This is a genomic window from Echinicola strongylocentroti (genome assembly GCF_003260975.1).
GTDB classification, from domain to species: domain Bacteria; phylum Bacteroidota; class Bacteroidia; order Cytophagales; family Cyclobacteriaceae; genus Echinicola; species Echinicola strongylocentroti.
Genome location: NZ_CP030041.1, coordinates 343,863 through 366,186, shown reverse-complemented (window position 1 = coordinate 366,186; position 22,324 = coordinate 343,863). Strand labels below are relative to the sequence as shown.

The window sequence follows — 22,324 nt, the reverse complement described above, 5'->3', positions numbered from 1 at the left end:
ATAACTAACTTATAGTGGGTAAGGGACGGTCTTATCTGGTTGCGGATGGAGATGTCCTGCCCACTTCTTATAAAAAAATGATAGACCTTCAAAAAGACATTCATGTCTTTTCCAACCGAGAACTTGCGGGAATAGCTGCAGGTAAAGAAGTAGAGCAATGCATCGTCAACTTACAGGCAGCGCAAGATGAAGTAAGGATTGTTTTTGCGGCAGCTCCCTCCCAAACAGGCATGCTATCTTATTTGGCTTCATCAAATCAAATACGATGGGAAAAAGTGGTGGCCTTCCATATGGATGAATACATAGGTTTGGAGAAAAATGCCCCAGAGTTGTTTGCATCTTATCTAGAGGAGATATTGTTTTCCAAATTGCCTTTTAAAGAAGTAAATTTGATCAAGCCCCAAGGAGATTCACAAGCTGAACTTGCCCGATATGAGCGCTTGATTGCCAAAGCACCCATAGACTTGGTATGTCTGGGGATCGGTGAGAATGGGCATATCGCTTTCAATGATCCTCCAGTTGCACAATTTGATGATCCACAGGTGATTAAGCTAGTCGAATTGGAGGAAGCATGTAGGGTCCAGCAAGTAAATGACCAGTGTTTTGACCAATTGGAAGACGTACCGACCACCGCCGTTACGCTTACGATCCCTACCTTAATGGCCGCAAAGGCTATGGTATGTGTCGTATTGGGTGAAAATAAAAGTCAGGCTGTCAGCGATACATTGACCAAAGCGGTCAGCACAGATTGTCCTGCATCCATCCTGACTACTCATCCCAACTGCAAGTTTTATTTTAATCAGGCGGCCGTGAGTAAGATCGATGGCCAATCCTATACAGTAATAGAATAAATACAATTATATTAAATAAGCATCCCCTTGGTAACAAACAACTATAGCAACAACTGGCACAAGCAATCTCTACCTACACTTGGAGTCTTTCGCTGGATTATTTGTCTTCTGTTCATTTTTCAGGCCATCGCTGGTTATTCTCAATCGAAGAATGATCCGGGAGACAGTGACTTTAAGGTGAAAGGCTTCCATTTGGACCTCCGCGTTCAAGTGATGACACCCGAGGCGTTGAAGCATTTTGCCAAGCAAATGGCAGGTTTTGGCTTCAATACACTCGTCATGGAATGGGAGGCAACCTACCCTTTTAAAGAACACCTGACCATAGCCAATCAGTTTTCTTACAGTAGGGAAGAGCTCGAGGATTTTATCGCATACTGTGATCAACTGGGCATTCAAGTCGTCCCCTTGCAGCAAAGTTTGGGGCATGTGGAGTATATACTGAGAAATCCCAGGTACAGCGTTTTGAAAGAGGACAGAAAGGACATATCCCAGCTATGCCCCATGAAAATCGCAGAAAGTGAAGTATTGTTCCAATCCCTTTTTAAGGACTTGGCAGCAACCCATAATTCGGATTATATCCATATTGGTGGAGATGAGACGTATTTGCTGGGGCACTGCGACCTTTGCAGTGCTAGAGTGGAAGAGGTGGGCAAGTCCCAGCTTTTTGTGGATCATATGAAAATGATTGCCAACTTGGTAATTGAAAATGGCAAGACCCCATTGATGTGGGCAGATATTATCCTGAAGTACCCTGAAGCTGCGGCCGAGCTGCCTAAAGAAACTGTATTTGTCGACTGGAATTACGGTTGGAAAACCAATCATTTTGGAGATGTATCCAAACTTCAGGATTTGGGATTTACATTTTGGGGAGCGCCTTCTATCCGCAGTCATCCTGATAACTGGTACATGACCAACTGGTCCACGCATTTTAATAATCAACGGGACTTTATTCCCTATGCCAGAGCAAGCCAGTATGAAGGAATGATCATGACATCTTGGTCCACTTCCGGGCTTTATGGATTTACTTGGGACGTAGGCTACGATGTGGCCGATATGGTCCAGATCAGAAATACCTATCCGATGTCAGGGTTTAGGATTTTGATAGCCAGCTACGCCGCGGCCATGTCCCAGCTGGAAGAGTTTCGACCACAGGAATTTGTGGTGAATTATGCTTCTGAGAGGTTTGGCCTCAACGAAAAGGAAGCCAATCAGCTGTGGGAGTTTTTGGTGTTTCCTCGGGAGTTGATCTCCAACGCTAAACCCGTAAAAAGCAAAAGCGTGCCCGAGGTAAAGGAAAACTATCGGCAAGTCAGCGATCCATTATTTCAGCTTAGTCCAAACCAGCACGAAGAAGAGTTCGATCATTTTAGGCTAATGGCCAACTTGCGGATGCTTTATTTGGACTACAAAGAAGTCGATGAAGTGTATAATTCCCCCGCGTTCACCAAGGACCTCCTTCCAGCCCTTACCAAACAAATGGAAGTCATTCTGGAAAGGTCAGAAGAACTGAACAAAGCGTTTTACAAGTTGAATTCAGGGTTTTTATACGATGCAGAAATAGAAGAACTCAATAGGCAGAGAGTACTGCCAATCAAAGTTTTGTACCACCGACTGGCTAAGTTAAAGTAACATGGAGCTGCTGGATTGGATCGTACTTGGGCTATATTTTGTCATGCTGCTGTCCATTGGGCTGTGGGCTTATTTGAGGGTAAGGAATTCCGAGGATTTCTATACGGCGGGAGGAAAACTTCCTTGGTGGCTTTCGGGGATATCCCACCATGTTTCCGGTTATAGTGGGGCTGTATTTGTGGCATATGCAGGGATAGCCTATACGCATGGTTTTACCATTTATGTTTGGTGGGCTTTTACAGTGGCAGTGGCCGTTTTAGTGACTGCCTTTTATATCGCACCCAGATGGGCGAGGCTTCGGGTGAACTTTGGAGTCCAGTCTCCCACAGAATATTTGTTGATCCGATATGATCTTCCGACGCAGCAGGTGATTGCTTGGGTAGGCACCATTATCAAAGTTTTTGATACAGGAGGAAAGTTGGCCGCGATCGCCATTTTATTGAATGTGTTCAGCGGGACTTCCATCACTTTTGGTGTACTGCTGGTCGGCTTTATCTCTTTGATCTATATCACTATCGGAGGGTTATGGGCTGATGTATGGAATGACTTCGGCCAGTTTTTGATCCAGTTGCTGGCGGGGGTGACCATGTTTGTGATGATCCTGTACAAGTTGGGCGATGGTGTTTCAGGGATATTTACCCTCTGGGACCGGCTACCCGAAGAGCATGCCGCATTCTTCCATGATCCCTATACCGTAGGTTTTGCGGCCGTTTTGCTGGTGATCAATTTCTTTAGCTACAGCGGTGGAACGTGGAATCTCGCTACTCGGTTTATTTCTACGACCTCCGGAAAAGTGGCCAAAAGAGCAGCATTGCTATCTTCTGGACTTTATTTTACTTGGCCTTTGATCCTGTTTTATCCCATGTTTGCTGCGCCGGTTTTTTTCGAAAACCTGGCGGACCCAACGTTGTCCTATGGCAAAATGGTATTGGAATTTCTTCCCAATGGGCTTATAGGGCTGGTACTGGCATCGCTTTTTGCCAACACACTTTCCATGACCGCTTCGGACTCCAATACTGTTTCAGCGGTCATAAGTAGGGACATTTTGCCTGTTTTGTTTCCACAGGTCAAAGAATTTTCCAAGGCCCAAGCATTGACCTTGGCACGGATTACTACATTCTGTTTTACCATTTTGACCATTTTCACAGCCATCAATGCGGCCAACTTCGGAGGTGTATTCGGTTTGATGATTTCATGGTTTGCAGCCTTATTGGGCCCGATAGCAATTCCTATGATCTTGGGGTTACTTCCTGCATTTAAAAGGAGCGATGCCATGTCCGCCATGTGCGCCATAGTTTCTGGACTTGTCACTTTTATTTTGCTCAAAATTTTTCCTGTGAGTTCTTTAGCTTTGGAAATAGGAGCACCCACCTTGGTTTCCTTTTTTGCCTTCGTCGTGACAGGTTTTTTCAGGACTGCAAAAGTAGACCCAAAGGTCGATGAATTAATTAATGGATTAAGCAAAAAGGATTAGCATGGAAAAAATAAAGCATGTCGAAGGTATTCACTACCACACACAACGTCCTATCCGGCTAACGTTTGATCACGGTTTGATCAGTGGAATGGAGGCATTGGAAGAAACGTCCTCTTCCTTGCTAATAGCTCCCGGGTTGGTGGACTTACAGGTAAATGGATTTCAAGGAGTGGATTTTAATGAACCCGACCTTTCGGCAAATGATGTGGTATTTTGTACTGAGAAACTTTGGGAAAATGGCGTGACTACGTTTTTGCCGACATTGATCACCGCTAGTAAACAGGCCTTGTCTGAATCCATCAAGAAAATAAGCCATGCCTGCGAAGATCCGCTGATAGCCGCATCAATAGGCGGGATCCATTTGGAAGGGCCTTTTATCAGCAAGGATGCAGGACCTCGGGGAGCCCATCCCCTAGAGTTTGTGCAAGAGCCAAACTGGGAATTTATCTCCCGTTTGCAAAAGGAGGCAAATGGGAAAATTAAATTGATCACCCTTTCTCCAGAATATCAGGGGTCAAACGATCTGATAAAAAAATGTGTAGCCGAGAATATCCAGGTAGCCATTGGGCATACCGCTGCCCAAGCGGGTCAGATAAATAAAGCCGTTGGGGCAGGGGCGAGTCTTTCTACCCATTTGGGAAATGCCGCCCATTTATCATTACCGCGACATCCTAATTATATCTGGGATCAGTTGGCAATGGATGACCTTTGGACAAGTATGATATCCGATGGATTTCATTTGCCGGATGCTGTTATGAAAGTATTTATGAGCGTAAAGCCGGATAAAACTTTCTTGGTGAGCGATTCGACCAAGTTTGCTGGCTTGCCAGCTGGAACGTATCAAAGCCCTATTGGCGGGACGGTGCAGTTGACTTCGGTAGGGAGGCTGTGCATGCAGGATAACCCCGGATTACTGGCAGGATCAGCCGCTTCTCTCAAATCTTGCCTGGAATATTTGGCCCAAACAAACTTGGCGACATTGCCCAATGCTATTGACATGGCATCCGTCAAACCATTGTCCTACTTGGGGAAGGGCGGGAAGATCATGGCCTTCCAAGAAGGAAGCAGGGCGGATGTGGTCCTGTTTGAGCACAAAGACAGTAAAATGGTGATCTACAAGACCATCAAGAGCGGAAGGCTAGTTTATTCATTAGAAATATAGGACGAGTTACTCAGAATTACATTGATCATGAAATACACTAAATCAGTTGGTTTTTTCTTTATTTGGATAGTAGGCTTGATGGCTTTTACCGATCTGCGAGCCCAGATTATCCCATATCCCTTAAGTAAAATGGCACTAGAGGGGGAGTTTGTGTTGAAGGCAGGAATGCCAATTGTTGCCGGAGAAGGCTTAAGGACAGAGGCCGAGTTTTTGTCCACCTATTTAAATGAAGGCTTTGTCACTCCATCTCCAATCTTGGCAAGTGGGAATGGTATCCACCTACGGCTAGATGAGAATTTATCAGATTCCCTTGGGAACGAAGGGTATTCGTTGGTGATTGACGGGGCCATTGAAATAGTAGCAGCTACTTCTACAGGGGTATTCTATGGAATTCAGACATTGAAACAGCTATTGCCTCGTGATTTTTCCGATTCAGTACCTGGTCAGGTCATGATTTCTAACACAATAATTGTCGATAAACCTCGATTTTCTTGGAGGGCATTTATGTTGGATGATTGTAGGAACTTCATGGGGGAGGAAGTGGTCAAGAAGATGCTTGATCAAATGGCCATGCTGAAAATGAATGTTTTTCATTGGCACCTGACAGATGACCAAGCTTGGCGCATAGAGATCAAAAAGTACCCCAAACTCGCTGAAGTAGGAGGTACAAGAAAAGACACTCAATTGGCCAGAGGAAGTGATGAAAGAGTAGGGAAGCCACAAACGGGGTACTACACCCAAGCTCAGATCAAGGAAATCATTCGATATGCCAAAGAGCGCCACATTGTAATTGTCCCAGAAATAGAAATGCCGGGTCATGCCATGGCAGCCATAGCGGCCTATCCATGGATTGGTTCTTTGGGGACCACGCAGGAGGTACCTGTTACATTTGGAAAAATGGAAGACTCCTTCAATGTGGCAGACCCTAGGGTAGTTGGGTTTCTTAAAGATGTGTTGGATGAAGTCGTAGCACTATTTCCAGGGGAAGCCATTCATATTGGCGGAGATGAAGTCAACTATAATCCATGGAAGAATTCGGAATCAATCACGGATTATATGCGCCTAAACGGCCTTTCGACTCCAATGGACCTTCAGATCTATTTTACCAATCAAATCTCCACCTACCTCGCAGGCAAAGGGAAAAGGATGATGGGATGGAATGATATATTGGGGCATGATATCCACAATGAACGAGACAGCTCATCAGCAAAGGCCGAGCAGACGCTGGAAAAATCTTCCATCGTTCATTTTTGGAAAGGTGATTTGGGACTCGTGGAAGCAGCGGCGAAGGGAGGCTACGAAGTGGTGAACTCCAATCATTGGGACACCTACCTTGACTATACTTACCGGAGGCTGCCTTTGTCAAAGTCCTATGCATTCGATCCCATTCCAGCAGGTTTACCCGAAGTGTACCACGGTAAAATTTTAGGATTGGGGACGCAGATTTGGACAGAATACACAAGAACCGAATCTGCCATGCTTCAGCAAGTGTTCCCTCGTTTACTGGCATATGCGGAGGTTGGCTGGACAATTCCCAAAAATAAAAATTACGACAGATTCCTTGAAACAGCAGAAGCTATGAAGGTGCAGCTAAATCAGGTGGGGATAAAGTTTGGAGACTATGCAGGGAAATGACGGTAGTGACGTCTACATTTGAGACAGCCTCATTTATCTTTCTACCTCACCACTACATCGCATGAAAGGAATTCTCTATTTTCAGATCATCCGGAAAGATAAGGAAGGGCTTCATATAATTAATCTATCCAAATTATGATCAGAAGTGAAGTGAGAAAATTTAGCGCTGATGTTATTATAGGAGATATGATGGAATGCTAAAGGAGGTGGATAATTATGCTTAACTTTCTGGTTGGAAACTCACCATTCTTGTAGAAGTAGTAAAATTAAGGAGCGTATTGATTACTGGATATGGTGCCATTAGGAGCTTTTAGTTTGTATAATTTCCCAAAAGTCGCTAAATATACATTAATGAACGATACAAGTTTTATAAGGATTTCTCCCAATTCCCGAGTACCAAAGTATAGGCAAATAGTAAACTCCATTACTGAAGATGTCAATGGAGGGAAACTGGAAATTGGAGCTAGGATCCCTTCAATCAATGAGTTAAGTGAAAGGCATTACGTCTCAAGGGATACGGTCGAAAAAGCCTACAAAATCCTGAAGGAAAAAGGTATTCTAAAATCAAAGAAATCGATTGGGTATTATATCGCCAATACAATGGAAGAAGGGGGGAAGAAGGTCCTGCTTCTTATAAATAAGTTTAGTGATTATAAATTGAAAATATATAAAGCTTTTTTAGCTGCACTTGACCAAGACTTTAAAGTTGACTTTTATGTTTACCATTGTGATGATCAATTGTTTGTCAATAAACTGAATGAGTCAATCGGGCAATATTATCTATTCGTGGTAATGCCGCATTTTAAAAATGAAAATGACCTACACGTCAGTATAAATGATAAAGTCCTGAATGTCCTCAAAAAAATCGCCCCCAATAAGTTAATCGTAATGGACAATAAGTTGGAGGAATTAGCAGGGCCTGTTCCTGCTATTTACCAGGATTTTAAAATGGATATTTATTATGCATTGATTGAGGCGAATCTTTATATACAGAAGTACAAGAAGTTGATCTTGATATTTCCTGCAAACTCCCTATACCCACATCCACAGGAAATTAAAATTGGCTTCCGTAAATTTTGCGTGGAAAATGATGTTGACTTTGAGATAATAGATTCTTCGGGAGAGGTGTGCGATGTCCAAAAAGGCGATGCATATATCGTGATACAAGAAAATGACCTTGTAGGTATCATCAGTCAAATAAAGGAAATGGGAGTGGAGCTGGGAAAGGATATTGGGGTGATTTCTTACAATGATACTCCTTTGAAGCAGTTTCTTGGGATAACGGTATTTACTACGGACTTCGAAAGCATGGGGAGGATAGCAGCCGGTTTTATCAAATCCAATAAAAAAGAACAATTGAAGAATGAGTTTATTTTCATAAACAGAGGCTCAATATAACCTTTTGATACCCCGAAATTATTTTTCCCCTCTTCATAGCAATGACAAAATTGGCTCGGCAGCAGCTTGATATATTGCTGATTTGCCCTGATTCCTGCCTTTTTGGGGGGGAAGTTTTTTGCAGGTAAATGTTGAAATGGAGATATTTTTTTTCAATTTAAGGAACCGATTGCCCCAAGCCCATAAGGATACAGGATGCAAGAACCATATCTTTGGTGTAGTTTAGTAATCATTATTTGACTTTATATACTGTAAGTCTAATCCGAAATATGTCAATTAAAATCACCCAAATTAATGCGTAAGTTTACCATACTTCTTTGCTTGTTACTCATTGCCAGTTTGAACAAAGCTATTTCCCAAGGGACTGGTGCGGCTCAGGAGAAGCCTAATATCATTTTTATTTTGACCGATGATCAACGGTTTGATGCGCTGGGATATGCCGGAAACAAGCTTGTAGAGACACCAGAAATGGATGACCTTGCCAAGTCAGGGTCCTTTTTTGAGTCGGCTATAGTGACCACGCCGATCTGTGCAGCCAGTAGGGCCAGTATTTTTACAGGGCTTCATGAGCGCTCACATAATTTTAATTTTCAGACAGGCAATATAAGGGAAGAGTACATGCAGAATTCCTATCCTACTATACTGAAATCCAACGGCTACTATACGGGGTTTTTCGGAAAATACGGGGTGAGGTATGATGATTTGGACAAGCAGTTTGATGTGTATGAATCCTACGACCGTAATAATAGGTACGATGACAGAAGGGGATATTTCTATAAGACGTTGGATGGTGATACCGTCCACCTGACACGTTATACAGGCCAGCAAGCATTGGAATTCTTGGATGACACACCCGCTGACCAACCGTTCTGCCTGTCTCTTAGCTTCAGTGCTCCCCATGCACATGATGGGGCTCCGGAGCAATATTTTTGGCAACAGTCCACCGCTGGACTTCTCGAAAATACCACTATCCCCGGCCCGGCGCTTGGGGACAGGGAATATTTTGATGCCCAGCCCCAGTTTGTCAGGGATGGCTTTAACCGCCTTCGATGGACGTGGCGTTATGATACGCCCGAAAAATACCAACACAGCTTAAAGGGATATTATAGGATGATCGCTGGCATCGATCAAGAGATCACCAAGATCCGTGAGAAGTTAAAGGAAAAGAACCTGGATGAAAATACCATCATTATTGTGATGGGTGACAATGGGTATTTCTTGGGCGAGAGACAGTTGGCGGGAAAATGGCTCATGTATGATAATTCCATTCGTGTTCCTCTGATCATCTACGATCCAAGAGTGAAAAGGCAGCGCGATATCAAGGACATGGTATTGAACATAGATATACCATCCACCATTGCTGATTTTGCAGGTGTGGAGGCTCCCGAAAGTTGGCAAGGGAGAAGTTTAAAGCCCTTGGTAGAAAAAGACGAGCGGCATCTTGACAGGGATACTGTGCTGGTCGAGCACATATGGGAGTTTGACGAAATCCCACCAAGTGAAGGGGTGCGTACCGCAGAATGGAAATATTTCCGATATGTAAACGATAAGTCCGTAGAGGAGCTGTACTATTTGAAGAAGGATCCCTTGGAAGTGAATAACCTGATCAATGATCCGGAATATAAGGAAGTAGCCGATCGGCTTCGTGCCAAATGCGATGAGTTGATCAAGGAAAACAGTGATAAATACAGAGCTACTCCTTCAGGATTAACTGTCGAACTAATCAGGGCTCCTGAAGAGGATGTTCAGGTATTGGACACCAGGCCGGAGTTTGGATGGAAGGTGCCAGGGGAGTCCCGTTTTCAGTCTGCCTATCAAATTCTATTGGCCTCTAGCCGTGAGGCAATTGGGTACAATCAAGGAGATGTATGGGATAGTGGACAAGTAAGGTCCGGAGCTTCCAATAATATAGAATACCAAGGCCCCCCACTCAAAGCGGGAGAAACGTACTATTGGAAAGTGAGGATATGGGATGAGGCAAACAGGCTGGTGGATTACTCCGAGGCGCAAGAATTTACCGTTGGTAAGGGCGAAAGTAATATGATCTCTACTGCAAATCTTCAGCAAGTCAGCAGGATCAAACCAGTGACTTTTGAGAAACGTGGGGATGTATATTTCATGGATTTTGGTAGGGCGGCATTTGCCACGATGGAATTCAACTATAAAGCAGCCACGCCGGATACCCTTGTTTTCAGGATTGGGGAGATGCTGGATGGTCAGTCTGTCAGCCGTACCCCACCGGCAAAGAGCAACATCCGCTATCAGGAAATCAAAGTGGGAGTGTCCCCGGACAAAACGCATTATCAGCTGCCTGTCCACAAGAATACCAAAAACACCCTGCCCAATAAGGCTTTGCCACTACCAGAAGGTACGCCCATACTGGTGCCCTACCGATATGCCGAAGTAGAGGGAGCAAAAGGTACCCTTGACAAAGATGATTTCGAACAGCTGGCCTTTCATACTTATTTTGACGATGAAGCCAGCTTTTTTGAGAGTTCGGACAATATCCTAAACCAAGTATGGAGGCTGTGCAAATATTCCATAAAGGCCACGACTTTCAATGGCCTGTATGTGGATGGAGATAGGGAACGGATCCCCTATGAGGCAGACGCCTACCTGAACCAGCTAAGCCATTATACCACGGACCGTGAATATGCCATGGCCAGAAGGACCATAGAATATTTTATGGAGCACCCCACTTGGCCCACTGAATGGCAACAACATGTAGCCCTAATGCTGTATGCTGACTATATGTATACAGGTAATACTGAGCTGATAGAGCGATATTATGAGCCGTTGAAATATAAAACGCTATATGAACTGGCCAATGAGGACGGGTTGATCACTTCCGATAGTGTAGACCATGAGTACATGTTAAAGCTCGGTTTCAAAGAAGGTTATCATAAGAAACTTACCGATATCGTGGATTGGCCCCCTGCTCGGTTTGGAGGAGACAGCACCTTTGTTGGTGAACAGGACGGGTTTGTGTTTAAGCCTTATAATACCGTGATCAATGCCTTTTACTATGAGAATATGAAGATCATGGCCGGGTTTGCCAAGATCATGGGAAAAGCACAGGAAGTGATGGATTTTGAGCTTAGGGCAGCCAAGGTAAAAAAAGCGATAAACGAGCAGATGTTTGATACCGAACGAGGGGTGTACCTAGACGGCATTGGGACGGACCATGCTTCATTGCATGCCAATATGATGCCCTTGGCTTTTGGCTTGGTACCAGAGCAATACAGGGAATCCGTCCTGGATTTTGTAAAGTCAAGAGGGATGGCCTGTAGTGTGTATGGTTCCCAGTATTTAATGGATGGACTGTACAGTGCCGGTGAGGAAGACTATGCCCTGGAGCTGCTGACGGACACCAGTGACAGAAGTTGGTACAATATGATCCGCCTTGGTTCCACGATAACGCTGGAAGCTTGGGACAATAAATACAAGTTTAACTTGGACTGGAACCATGCTTGGGGGGCAGTCCCTGCGAATGTCATTCCACGGGGCCTATGGGGAATCAAGCCAAAAACTCCCGGGTTTGGAGTAGCTACGATCCACCCACAGATGAGTTCGCTGAAGTCCAGTGCTATTGAGGTGCCGACGATATTGGGAACCATAAAAGGTACCTATACTTATAATGGCGCCCGCTTACAAACCTACGAGATTGAGATACCTGCCAATATGGTAGGGGAGTTTTCACTTGGTGACCTTGAAGGCAAGGACCTGATCCATAATGGGCAAAATGTACCGTCTGCCTTTAGTAGCATCCGTTTGGAACCTGGTAAACACCGGATACAGTTAAAGGTTAATTCCTTTTAAAACAGGATGTATTTTATAACCCCGGCCATAGGCTGAATTTTGAGTGAACATATCGGTTTTGCCCACTGTGATTTAACCCGGATTATGCGTTAGGAATCGTAGTGAGAGCTGAAATTGCAAGAAAATCAGTTAGTTTGGAGGCATTAGCGTAGCACCGCTACAGTTATGCCGAAAACTAAAGTGAAACGGCTGATTTTGAAGCAGTTTCAGGTCGCAACAGATAGGCTAATGCATTTTCAGGGTTTAAGGATTTTAGGTCATTGGGCATGCTGTACCATGTGCGATATAAAAAGAAAAGAAGATGATAAGTAAATTATTGACAAGGTTATTTGTATTGATTGTTTTGGCTGGATCAGTGTCCACTGGTAATGTAGTGGCACAAAAAGCTTTTGATAAGGAATGGATAAAGCGTAAAATGATAGCAGCCATGGAATGGCAGGAAGCCCACCCAATCTATGCGGTGGCTCCCACTGACTGGACCAATGGTGCCTATTATACTGGGGTGGCACGCGCACATGCGGCCACAGGGGATCAGTTTTTTATGGCAGCATTAAAAAATATGGGCTATCAAAATAGTTGGGACACCTTCGAGAGGAGGGAACATGCAGATGACATCGCTATTTCATATAGTTACTTGTATGTGGACAAGGCTGAGGGACGGAAAGGTTTGGTGGATTTGGCACCGACAAAAGCATTCTTGGACGAGCACTTGTTTATGGACAATAAGTGGAAAAATGCCAAAAATGGTGATGAGGTAAAAAACATATTATGGTGGTGGTGTGATGCGCTCTTCATGGCACCGCCAGTGATCAACCTTTATGCTAAACATACAGGAGATCAGAAATACCTGGATGCTATGCACAAGTACTACAAAGAAACCTACGACAAGCTGTATGACCAAGATGAACACCTATTTGCCAGAGATGCCAGGTTCATATGGAAGGGATCAGAAAAAGACATCAATGAGCCAAATGGCAAGAAAGTGTTTTGGTCCAGGGGAAATGGCTGGGTAATAGGAGGATTGGCCTTGATATTAGAAGATATGCCCGAGGACTATGACCACCGGGATTTTTACGAGGGACTTTTTGTACAGATGGCAGAACGAATTGTAGAGCTTCAGCATAAGGATGGACTATGGAGGACGAGTCTCTTAAGCCCAGCATCTTATGATCATGGTGAAGTCAGTGGTAGTGGTTTTTTCACCTATGCTCTTACCTGGGGGATCAACAATGGATATTTGGAAAAGGATACCTACTTACCCGCTGTGAAAAAAGCTTGGAAGGCCTTGACCAAATGCCAACATGATGACGGTATGGTAGGCTGGGTCCAGAATATTGGAGCTTCTCCCGAACCGGCAAGCGTGGACAGTTGGCAAAACTTTGGCACTGGCGCCTTTCTTTTGGCAGGAAGTGAGATTTTGAAATTACAGGAATAGAATCAGATGGTTTTCGGTGTGCGCGTCCGCCGCGACGGACCAGACCACGGTACCTGTGCGTCGTGACATAGATAGGCTAATGCATTTTCCGGGTTCAACTATGGACAACAGGTGAAAGCGGTCCTTATAAAGATGAAATGTTTGTTGATTGATCGGTGGCCAATAAAATTAAGTTATTATGAGGTTGTTTTTATTTTCACTTTGTGTCACTTTGTCTTTCTTTTTTACTGTTAATGCTCAATCGCCGTATTCCAGTGACGAAGGACAGCTTCAAGCGGGGTTTGAAAATCCCCCATCCGAAGCGAAGGCCCGTACCTGGTGGCACTGGATCAGTGGGAATGTGTCGCGGGAAGGCATAACGGCCGATCTTGAAGCAATGAAGGAAATGGGGATCCAAGAGGCACAACTTTTTAATGTCCATTTGGACTTTCCTCAAGGTCCAGTAGAATACTTAAGTGAGGAGTGGCTAGATTATTTTTACTTTGCCGCCACAGAAGCAAAGCGACTGGATCTGGAGCTTTCATTTCATAATAGTTCGGGCTGGTCTTCCAGCGGAGGCCCTTGGATTACCCCTGAATATGCCATGCAAACGGTCGTGTACAGTGAGGTCCTTGTCGAAGGAGGGGTTACCTATAAGGCGCTTTTGCCGGAGCCTGAAAAGAAACTTGATTATTATGAAGATATCGCTGTTCTGGCTTTTCCCAAGCCGGAAAAAGATATTAAAATTGATGGGTTGGATTATAAGAATTTAGCAGGACGTGTGCGGAATCATTTGGCACCGGATACCAAGGATGTTCCAGTTGCTGCTTTGGTTCATAAAGAGGAGATCGTAGACCTCACTTCCAGGCTTTCCAAAGATGGTTTACTGGAGTGGGAGGTGCCAGAAGGAGAATGGGTGATACTAAGGCTTGGCCATACTCCTACAGGCAAGAAAAATCATCCAGCAATTGCTGGCGGACATGGCTTAGAGTGTGACAAGATGAGCAAAAGAGCAGTCGATGAGCACTGGAAAGGAGGTATCGAGCCTATTATCAATAAACTCGGTGATTTGGTCGGAACTGTAGTGAATAATTGCCTCATCGATAGTTACGAAGTGGGGACAGCCAACTGGACAGCTGGCTTTGATAAAAAGTTTGAGCGCTTAAGAGGATATGAGATACTTTCGTACCTGCCTACCATGGCCGGATATTATGTCGAGAGTGGCGAGGAGACAGAGCGTTTCCTTTGGGATTTTCGTCGTACAATAGGGGACTTAATGGCCGAGAATTATTATGGACACTTTGCAGAGTTGTGCCATAAGGCAGGAATGAAATTCTCTGTGGAGCCTTATTGGGGGCCATTTGACAATATGCAGGTAGGGGCCACAGGCGATATCGTCATGTGTGAATTTTGGAGCGGAGGGTACCCTTTCTTTGATTCTCCAAAATTTGTTTCATCAATAGCCCACTTGAATGGCAGTTCCATAGTAGGGGCAGAATCATTTACCGGAATTGGAGGTTGGGATGAGCATCCTGCGACGTTAAAGTCCATCGGAGACCAGGCTTGGGCACAGGGCATTACCAGGTTTATCTTTCATACCTATGTGCATCAGCCTTGGGATGTGGGGCCAGGTTTAGCCCTTGGGATGTTTGGCACCGATTTTAATCGACTAAATACCTGGTGGAGACAAGGGAAGGCGTTTATGGATTATATAGGAAGGTCACAGTTTTTGTTACAACAAGGGAAAAGTGTGGCGGATGTGCTGGTGTTTACGGGAGATTCCTCGCCAAATTCTGCATTTCTTTTGCCGGAAATTAAATCACTGGGTTATGATTATGATTTGATAGGTTCCGGTAAACTCGGATCACTGAAAGTAGAGAACGGGCAAATCCAAACTCCTGTAGGAGGGAAGTACAGGGTGCTGGTCTTGCCCGAAATAGAATGGGTAAGACCCGAAACCTTGAAGCAAATAGAAGAGTTGGTGAGAGCAGGAGCCAAGGTCATTGGGCCAAAACCCAAAAAATCCCCCAGCTTAATGGGCTATCCAGCATGTGATGATATAGTGGAGCGAATAGCTGGTGAATTATGGGGCAGAGGCATGGTCAACGATATTTCTATCGATGAGTACCTGAAAAAGACGCCAATTTCACCCGACTTTAATGTGGAGCAGGGAAACCCTGCTGATATTACCTTTATACACAGACAAGTGGTGGATACGGACATATATTTTGTTGCCAATTCTCGAAAACAAAGTAGGGATATGGTTTTTCGGTTCAGAGTAGCAAGGAAAAAGCCCGAAATCTGGAATGCAGAAACCGGTGAAATCATGAAGCTGGCAGAATGGAGACAGAATAAGGATGGGACAATCAGTGTTCCAGTACATTTAGGGCAGGAAGAAGCGGTTTTTGTGGTTTTTAAGGAACCAACCGCATCCGTCCATAATATGGTAAAAACAACACCTAGCCTTAAACGGCCAAAACCTCAGCGACTTCCTGGTTTGGAGATTATCAAAGTGGAATATGGCAATTTCCTACAGGAAGGGCTAATTGATATAACTGATGTGGTGACCAAAGAAATCAAAAATAACCAACTCAATATAATTGCCAGTAGAGAGCTATGTGATTGTGATCCTGCAATGGGGTATACCAAGGAGTTCAGAATGAAATATGCCATAGGTGATAGTGTCCGGGTGATCAAGGCCATGGAAAGAGAAGCTGTAAATATTGATGCAAGTACTACTGGAGATATGAAAATCATCAGGGCTGTATTCGGGAAATTTAAACCGGAAACCGTTGGTGTGCCAGATGAATACCAAACCTATGATATTACTAAAAAGATAAAAGGAATGCTGTCTTCAGGCATTCTTGAAATCCCTGTTGAAGACGATTTAGTCGAAGTGGGACCTGTGGAAGGTAAAAACAAAATATTGCGAATAAGCTACGCTACAGGCGGAGAGACCTATTCGCTGTCTATTCCGGAAGGGGAAACACTTGATCTGACCAGGGAGCGTCCTGAACCGAAGCTTTTTACGGAGGGCAATAAAGTGATATGGGAAAGCCCCTACACTGGTAAACTGGCCTATACTACTTCAAAAGGAGAAACAGGCACCGTTCAAGTAGCATCAGTGCCTACACCAATTGAACTGACAGGGCAATGGGAGGCTAGCTTCCCTGACCAGCAAGGAATGCCTGAAATAGCGCATGTTAATGAGCTCTTTTCGTGGTCCGATTTCTCTAAAGATAGGATACGTTATTTCTCCGGTACGGCGACCTATAAAAATAAGTTCAAACTTCCAGAGGATATGCTACGATCAAATCAAGCCTTGGAGTTAGATCTTGGGCGTGTCGGTGTAATGGCCGAGGTGATCGTTAATGGAGAAAATGCCGGCGTATTATGGAGGGCTCCCTTCAGGGTGAAAATCGGAGATTACGTAAGGGAAGGAGAAAATACACTCGAAGTACGCGTTACTAACCTGTGGCCTAACCGGTTAATTGGGGACGAGCAATTGCCCTTGGATTACAAACGAGAAGGTAGGCAATTAGCGTCTTTGCCCAAATGGCTTGCGCCTGATATTGATCGCCCTTTAGGTCGTACCACCTTTTCTTCTTACAAACACTGGGATAAAGGTTCTACACTGAAAACTTCAGGATTACTGGGCCCCGTTGTCATTAGGTGCTACCAACAGGTTGAGGTGTTGGAACTGTCCAAGTGATTTAACCCGATTTATGGAAGCGTCATCGCCTGTCCCGATAACTCGTGGAGAGCTGAAAGTGAAAGAGAATCAGTTAGTTTGGAGGTGTAGGAATAGCACCGCCACGGTTACCCTGTATAGCTGCCAGATAGAACCGGAAATTAAAGTGAAGCGGCTGATTTTGTCGCAGCAGATCAGGTCGCAATAGATAGGCTAATGCATAAACCGGGTTTAAGTATTCTCTCTACTTTGCTGTATCCTTTTATTTTTATTGGCTTGCATTCCACGATAAGGGGCCTTGGTTTGCCCTAGTACGAGACAGGATAAGCCTTACCATAATAATGGTTAACATTATCTGCGCAGAACAGTAGTTTGCCCTGGACCCGGTTTGAGTCCTTGGTGCGTGATACTAGCAATGAAAGGCTATGGTGCCGTTTTGCCCCATTCAATGAACCCAAAAAAACAAGTGACATGAGAAAAGCAACTTTGTATTTACTGCTGTTCTTAAATTCCTTTAGGGGATTTTCGCAGGACTCGGTTGATGCAGCATGGATATGGCAAGAGGAAGAAGGCGCTGCCAATACATGGATGGCATTTAGGAAAACAATCGATCTTGACAATGTTCCCTTGGAAGCACTGACCAAAATTGCAGTAGATACTAAATATTGGTTATACATAAACGGGGAGATGGTGTTGTTTGAGGGTGGTTTGGCCCGTGGTGCTGCTCCAAATACCATTTATTATGATCCTGTCGATTTTGCACCTTACCTAAAAAAAGGCAAAAACACCATAGCTGTTTTAGTTTGGTACTGGGGGCGTACCCGTAAGACGCATGAAGACAGTGGCTTTGGGGGGCTTTATGTAGAGGCAGAATGGGCGCAGGATTTGAATACCAATGCCTCCTGGAAGATGATGGCGCACCCGGCCTATGATCCTACTAGTGGGGGAGGTGGTGGCTCAGCTAACCGGGTGAATGCCTATAACGTGAAGTTTGATGCCCGTAAAGCTATGGCTGATTGGACAGACCAAGCTTGGTATACTGGCGGTTTTGACGATAGCCATTGGCATTCGCCAACAGAAAAAGGAAAGGCCAATAGTAAACCGTGGGGTGATATGGTGGAGCGTTCCATTCCCCAGTGGAACGACCGTGGTTTGTCGAATTATCCTTCCCTCAGTATAAAGCAAGGTAAAAGCACCATCATGCTACCGTTTAAAAACACAACGGATAGCGCCTTGGTGATTAGCGCAAAACTACCTTTTAATCAGCAAATAACCCCGTATTTGAAGGTAAGAAGTAAAGCTGGAAATACTATTGTTATGGATACCGATAATCCCTTTAATCTCCTACAGTCCACCTATATCACCAAGGACGGAGAGCAGGAGTTTGAAGGCTTTACATGGTTTAATGGCCCTTCAGTAGCATACACCATTCCCAAAGGTGTGGAAGTGCTGGAGTTGAAGTATCGCTGGACTGGTGTGGGGGAGATGACAGGTACTTTCCAATGTAGTGATGGCTTCTATACCCGACTTTGGTGGATGGCCAGAAATACCCTTTACGTATGTGCCCGAGATAACTATATGGATTGCCCCGATAGGGAGCGGGGGTTATGGATAGGCGATGTGGCCGATCAAACAGGGGCCGTGTTTTATACCTTGGATGAACCCGGGCGCTTATTACTTAAAAAAGCCATTGACAATACCATTGCCTATAGTGATGGGGATACGATTCAAGGTTTGGCGCCGGGATTTGGCGCATATCGTGGGACAAGTAGTGAGTTGACAGGTCAAAGTCTGCAATATATCGATCAGGGAATATGGAGCTATTTTTACAATACAGGCGACACATCCACGCTTGAAAATGCCTACCCCGCTGTGGTCGATTACTTGAAGCTGTGGAAAATGATGCCCAACGGTTTGCCAGAACATCGCCAAGGTTATGCCAATTGGGTGGATTGGGGCGTAGATCCTGACCCGGTACCTGTGAACGTGATCTTGTATTATATGGCCCTGGAATCTGCAAAAAAAATGGCCATTGCTTTAAATATAACAGAGGATATCCCCTGGTACACCCAACGGATCAATAGTATCAACGAAAACTTTGAAGATGAATATTGGCAAGGCAGCTATTACGGAAGACAAAACAAACCATTAGAGGAACGTACCAGTGCGCTGGCCGTACTAAGCGGTCTGGCCAATGAAGAGCATTATGACATCTTGGTGGATAGCGTGTTATTGCCAGTACAAAAAGCAAGTCCTCATATGGAATGGATCGTAGAAGAGGCCATTATGCGCACGGGACAATTTGAAAAAGGTTTGTTGCGTATGAAACAGCGATACGAAAGCCAGGTGAAAATGGGGTGGTTGACGACGCTGTACGAAAAGTACCATCCTCAATTGCGGGGTACCTATAACCATGCTTGGAACGCTCCCAACTATGTGCTGTCGCGGTACATAGCGGGCATTAAGGCAACTGACGTCGCTTGGAGCAAATACGAAGTTAAGCCTAATATGGCCCATCTCACTCACGTAAAACAAATCGTACCTAGTGTAAAGGGGGATATCACTTTAGAAGTGGACAAAACGGCGGATACTTATGCCCTTGATTTGGCCTCACCAGCCCAAACAACAGCTACTGTTTTTATTCCTGCAAAAGAACTGGTAAGTGTAAATGGTAAGGTAGTTTGGAAAAGGGGGAGATTCAAAAACAAGCTACCTAAGGTGAAGTTGCTCCAAGCAAACGAGGAATTCATAAGTCTTGAAGTAAAGCCGGGAATATGGAGATTTGAGGCCACGGAAAACAGAAAATAATATGCGGGTGTGTCAGTTGGTAGTTCACTTTACTATACAGAGGACTGATTCATTTTCGCTTCTAGAGACATGTCAAAAAAAGAAGATAATTTATTCATATGATATTTATGGCGGTGCAAAAAAGTGAAATAGCAAAAATATTCACTAGGAGCTTAGCTTTATTGCTGATGTTCTCCTGTCAAAATACATTGGAACGGGATTTTGTAAACCCTCCCGGCCATTTCAAGCCCATGCCTTTTTGGCATATCAACGGGGAATTGACCACAGAGGGAATCCGAAAACAAATGAAAGATGCGAAAGAGGCCGGGTTTTCGGGGGTGAGTTTATTGCCTTTGGCCGAAAAAAGTCCGAGTAAGCCAGGGACTTCGCCTAAGTTCCTTTCTGAGGAATATTTTGAGCGGTACCAGGATATGATAGATATAGCGGAGGAGTTGGAGATGGAAATCATATTGTATGATGACAATGACTTCCCGAGTGGAATGGCCGGTGGAAAAATGGAAGAAAAATATCCGGACCACACCATGAAAAGGTTGGATAAGATAGAATATAAGGTGAAAGGCCCTGCGCTTTTTACCGACAGCATCCCTGGTATCCAATTAATGGCCGCAGTGGCTACCAATGAACGAACTGATGAACGCATCGAAATAAGTTCGTTTGTAAAGGACGGCTTATTGCAATGGCATGTTCCAGAAGGAAACTGGGAAATAATGCTATTTCCACTGATGAAGGACAGCTTTCACAAAAAGTACCTCTGTATGGATTTTATGGACACTACTGCAGTGCGCCATATGATTAACGAAACATACGAAAAATACAAGGAGCGTTTTGGTCAGTATTTTGGCAACACCATTAAAACCACCTTTTTTGATGATGTGGGTTTTTGGCGGCATCCCCGAAACTGGACTGCTTCTTTTAACCAAAAGTTTGAGGAACTAAATGGTTATGATCCACGTCCTTATTATCCTGCCTTATGGGAGGACATTGGACCGGAAACAGCGGCTGTCAGAAATGCTTTTTTTAGGACACGTGCCGAATTACTGGCCGAAGGTTTTCCTAAACTAGTAGGGCAATGGAATGAAGCCAATGGCCTAAGCAGTACCGGTCACCCTCCAGGCAACTATGACCCAACGCCCATAGATATGAACGCCGATATTTTCAAATTTTATCGGTATACGCAAATACCCCTCACTGACGCCATTATTGGTTATCAGTTTGGACAAAACGGACATAAACTGATCAGCTCTGCGGCTGATTATTATGACCGCCCTTTGGTGGCTACCGAAATATATGGAGCCTATAAAGAGGACTCATTTGACTCTCTGATGCTGTACAGGGCCATGATGGATTTATTTGCCCGAGGTGTCAATATGGTCATACCTCACGGCATGTGGTACGATCCTGAGAAGGTTTACATACCGCCTTTGGTGTCCCCCTATAGCGAAAAACTGGCTCCGGCATTGCCAGCTTATTCCAGCTATGTAGGACGCACCAGTATGTTACTTAGGGGTGGTAGACGAGTGAGCGATATTGCGGTGCTCTATCCCTTTGAGGGCTTGGCGGCATGGTTCCGCTTTGATAATCCCGACAATATCCGCCAAGGGTTTTATGTGGCGCCCGAAACCGATTATCAGACGGTAAGTGGATGGCTGACCAATGACATCCGTCGTGATTTTACCTTTGTACATCCTGAACTGTTCTTAGATGAAAAGTACGGAATAGAGGAAGGTAATATACACTTGAACAACAGTGAGAATCACCAAGCCTATCATACGCTGATGCTCACCGGAAGTAAGGTGATTACATATGCTACGCTTCAAAAAGTGAAGCAATTTTATGATAATGGCGGGACACTCATCGCCACTACCATGTTGCCGTTTAAGTCGGCCACTATCGGAAATGATGAGAAGGTGATCACGTTAGTAAAAGAGATTTTTGGTATTGATCCCACCCAGCAAGGTGAGTTGAGCCAGACAGTGGAATCCCAAAATGGTGCAGGCGGCAAGGCGATATTTATTCCGCAACCCGATGCATCAAAGCTGGAAGCAGTCTTGGATAAACACAGCGAAGCTGCGGATGTGGTCTTTGAAAGTAATCCGACGCTTAAAACTGATATAGGCAAATTTAACTATATCCATAAAATTAAAGATGGTCGACATATTTATTTTTTTACCAATTCCAGCGACGAAACAATTGCAACTGAAGTACTTCTTCGAGGGAAGCTAAAACCCAGCAAATGGGATCCGCATAGTGGTGAAATCAAAAAGGAAATCCCTTTTAATTATGTAGAAAAAAATGGACAAGTATATACTCGAATAGAACTCGATCTGGGCGGCGTAAGATCATTATTTATGGTTTCGGAGGACAAATAAATATGTCAGGATGTGGTGACTGTTTCTATACAAAAAGACTATACGCTTTCCAGCCAGTAGGTTTTATTTCTCAC

General features: G+C 44.5%; 11 protein-coding genes. All 11 read left to right on the top strand.

Annotated elements, in window-relative coordinates; all coding sequences use genetic code 11:
* The first annotated feature begins 77 nt into the window (after positions 1–77).
* The 11 genes from DN752_RS01285 to DN752_RS01235 all read left to right on the top strand — a co-directional run bounded on the left by DN752_RS01285 (position 78) and on the right by DN752_RS01235 (position 22,250).
* Positions 78–851, top strand: a complete 774-nt coding sequence (locus DN752_RS01285; protein ID WP_112786386.1) for a 6-phosphogluconolactonase — start codon at positions 78–80, stop codon at positions 849–851.
* Positions 852–878: 27 nt separating this feature from the next.
* The gene (locus tag DN752_RS01280) at positions 879–2,480 is read left to right on the top strand and encodes a family 20 glycosylhydrolase (RefSeq protein ID WP_112782292.1); all 1,602 of its coding nucleotides are present in this window, start codon (positions 879–881) and stop codon (positions 2,478–2,480) included.
* Position 2,481: 1 nt separating this feature from the next.
* Entirely contained in the window at positions 2,482–3,954 is a 1,473-nt protein-coding gene (locus tag DN752_RS01275; protein WP_112782291.1) for a sodium:solute symporter family protein, read from the top strand.
* 1 nt (position 3,955) lies between these two features.
* Positions 3,956–5,116, top strand: a complete 1,161-nt coding sequence (locus DN752_RS01270) for an N-acetylglucosamine-6-phosphate deacetylase (RefSeq protein WP_112782290.1) — start codon at positions 3,956–3,958, stop codon at positions 5,114–5,116.
* Positions 5,117–5,143: 27 nt separating this feature from the next.
* Positions 5,144–6,751, top strand: coding sequence for a beta-N-acetylhexosaminidase (locus DN752_RS01265; protein ID WP_112782289.1), 1,608 nt, complete (start codon positions 5,144–5,146; stop codon positions 6,749–6,751).
* 351 nt (positions 6,752–7,102) lie between these two features.
* Positions 7,103–8,149 (top strand): GntR family transcriptional regulator, encoded by a 1,047-nt coding sequence (locus DN752_RS01260; RefSeq protein ID WP_112782288.1) that lies wholly within the window; start codon positions 7,103–7,105, stop codon positions 8,147–8,149.
* Positions 8,150–8,443: 294 nt separating this feature from the next.
* Positions 8,444–11,968, top strand: a complete 3,525-nt coding sequence (locus DN752_RS01255; RefSeq protein ID WP_112782287.1) for a sulfatase-like hydrolase/transferase — start codon at positions 8,444–8,446, stop codon at positions 11,966–11,968.
* A gap of 301 nt (positions 11,969–12,269) precedes the next feature.
* A complete protein-coding gene (locus tag DN752_RS01250) occupies positions 12,270–13,403 on the top strand; it encodes a glycoside hydrolase family 88/105 protein (protein ID WP_112782286.1) in 1,134 nt (377 codons plus the stop codon).
* Between the two features lie 178 nt (positions 13,404–13,581).
* A complete protein-coding gene (locus DN752_RS01245; RefSeq protein WP_112782285.1) occupies positions 13,582–17,094 on the top strand; it encodes a glycosyl hydrolase in 3,513 nt (1,170 codons plus the stop codon).
* A gap of 450 nt (positions 17,095–17,544) precedes the next feature.
* Positions 17,545–19,881, top strand: a complete 2,337-nt coding sequence (locus DN752_RS01240; protein WP_162633065.1) for an alpha-L-rhamnosidase-related protein — start codon at positions 17,545–17,547, stop codon at positions 19,879–19,881.
* Positions 19,882–20,048: 167 nt separating this feature from the next.
* A complete protein-coding gene (locus tag DN752_RS01235) occupies positions 20,049–22,250 on the top strand; it encodes a glycosyl hydrolase (protein WP_162633064.1) in 2,202 nt (733 codons plus the stop codon).
* Positions 22,251–22,324 lie beyond the last annotated feature (74 nt).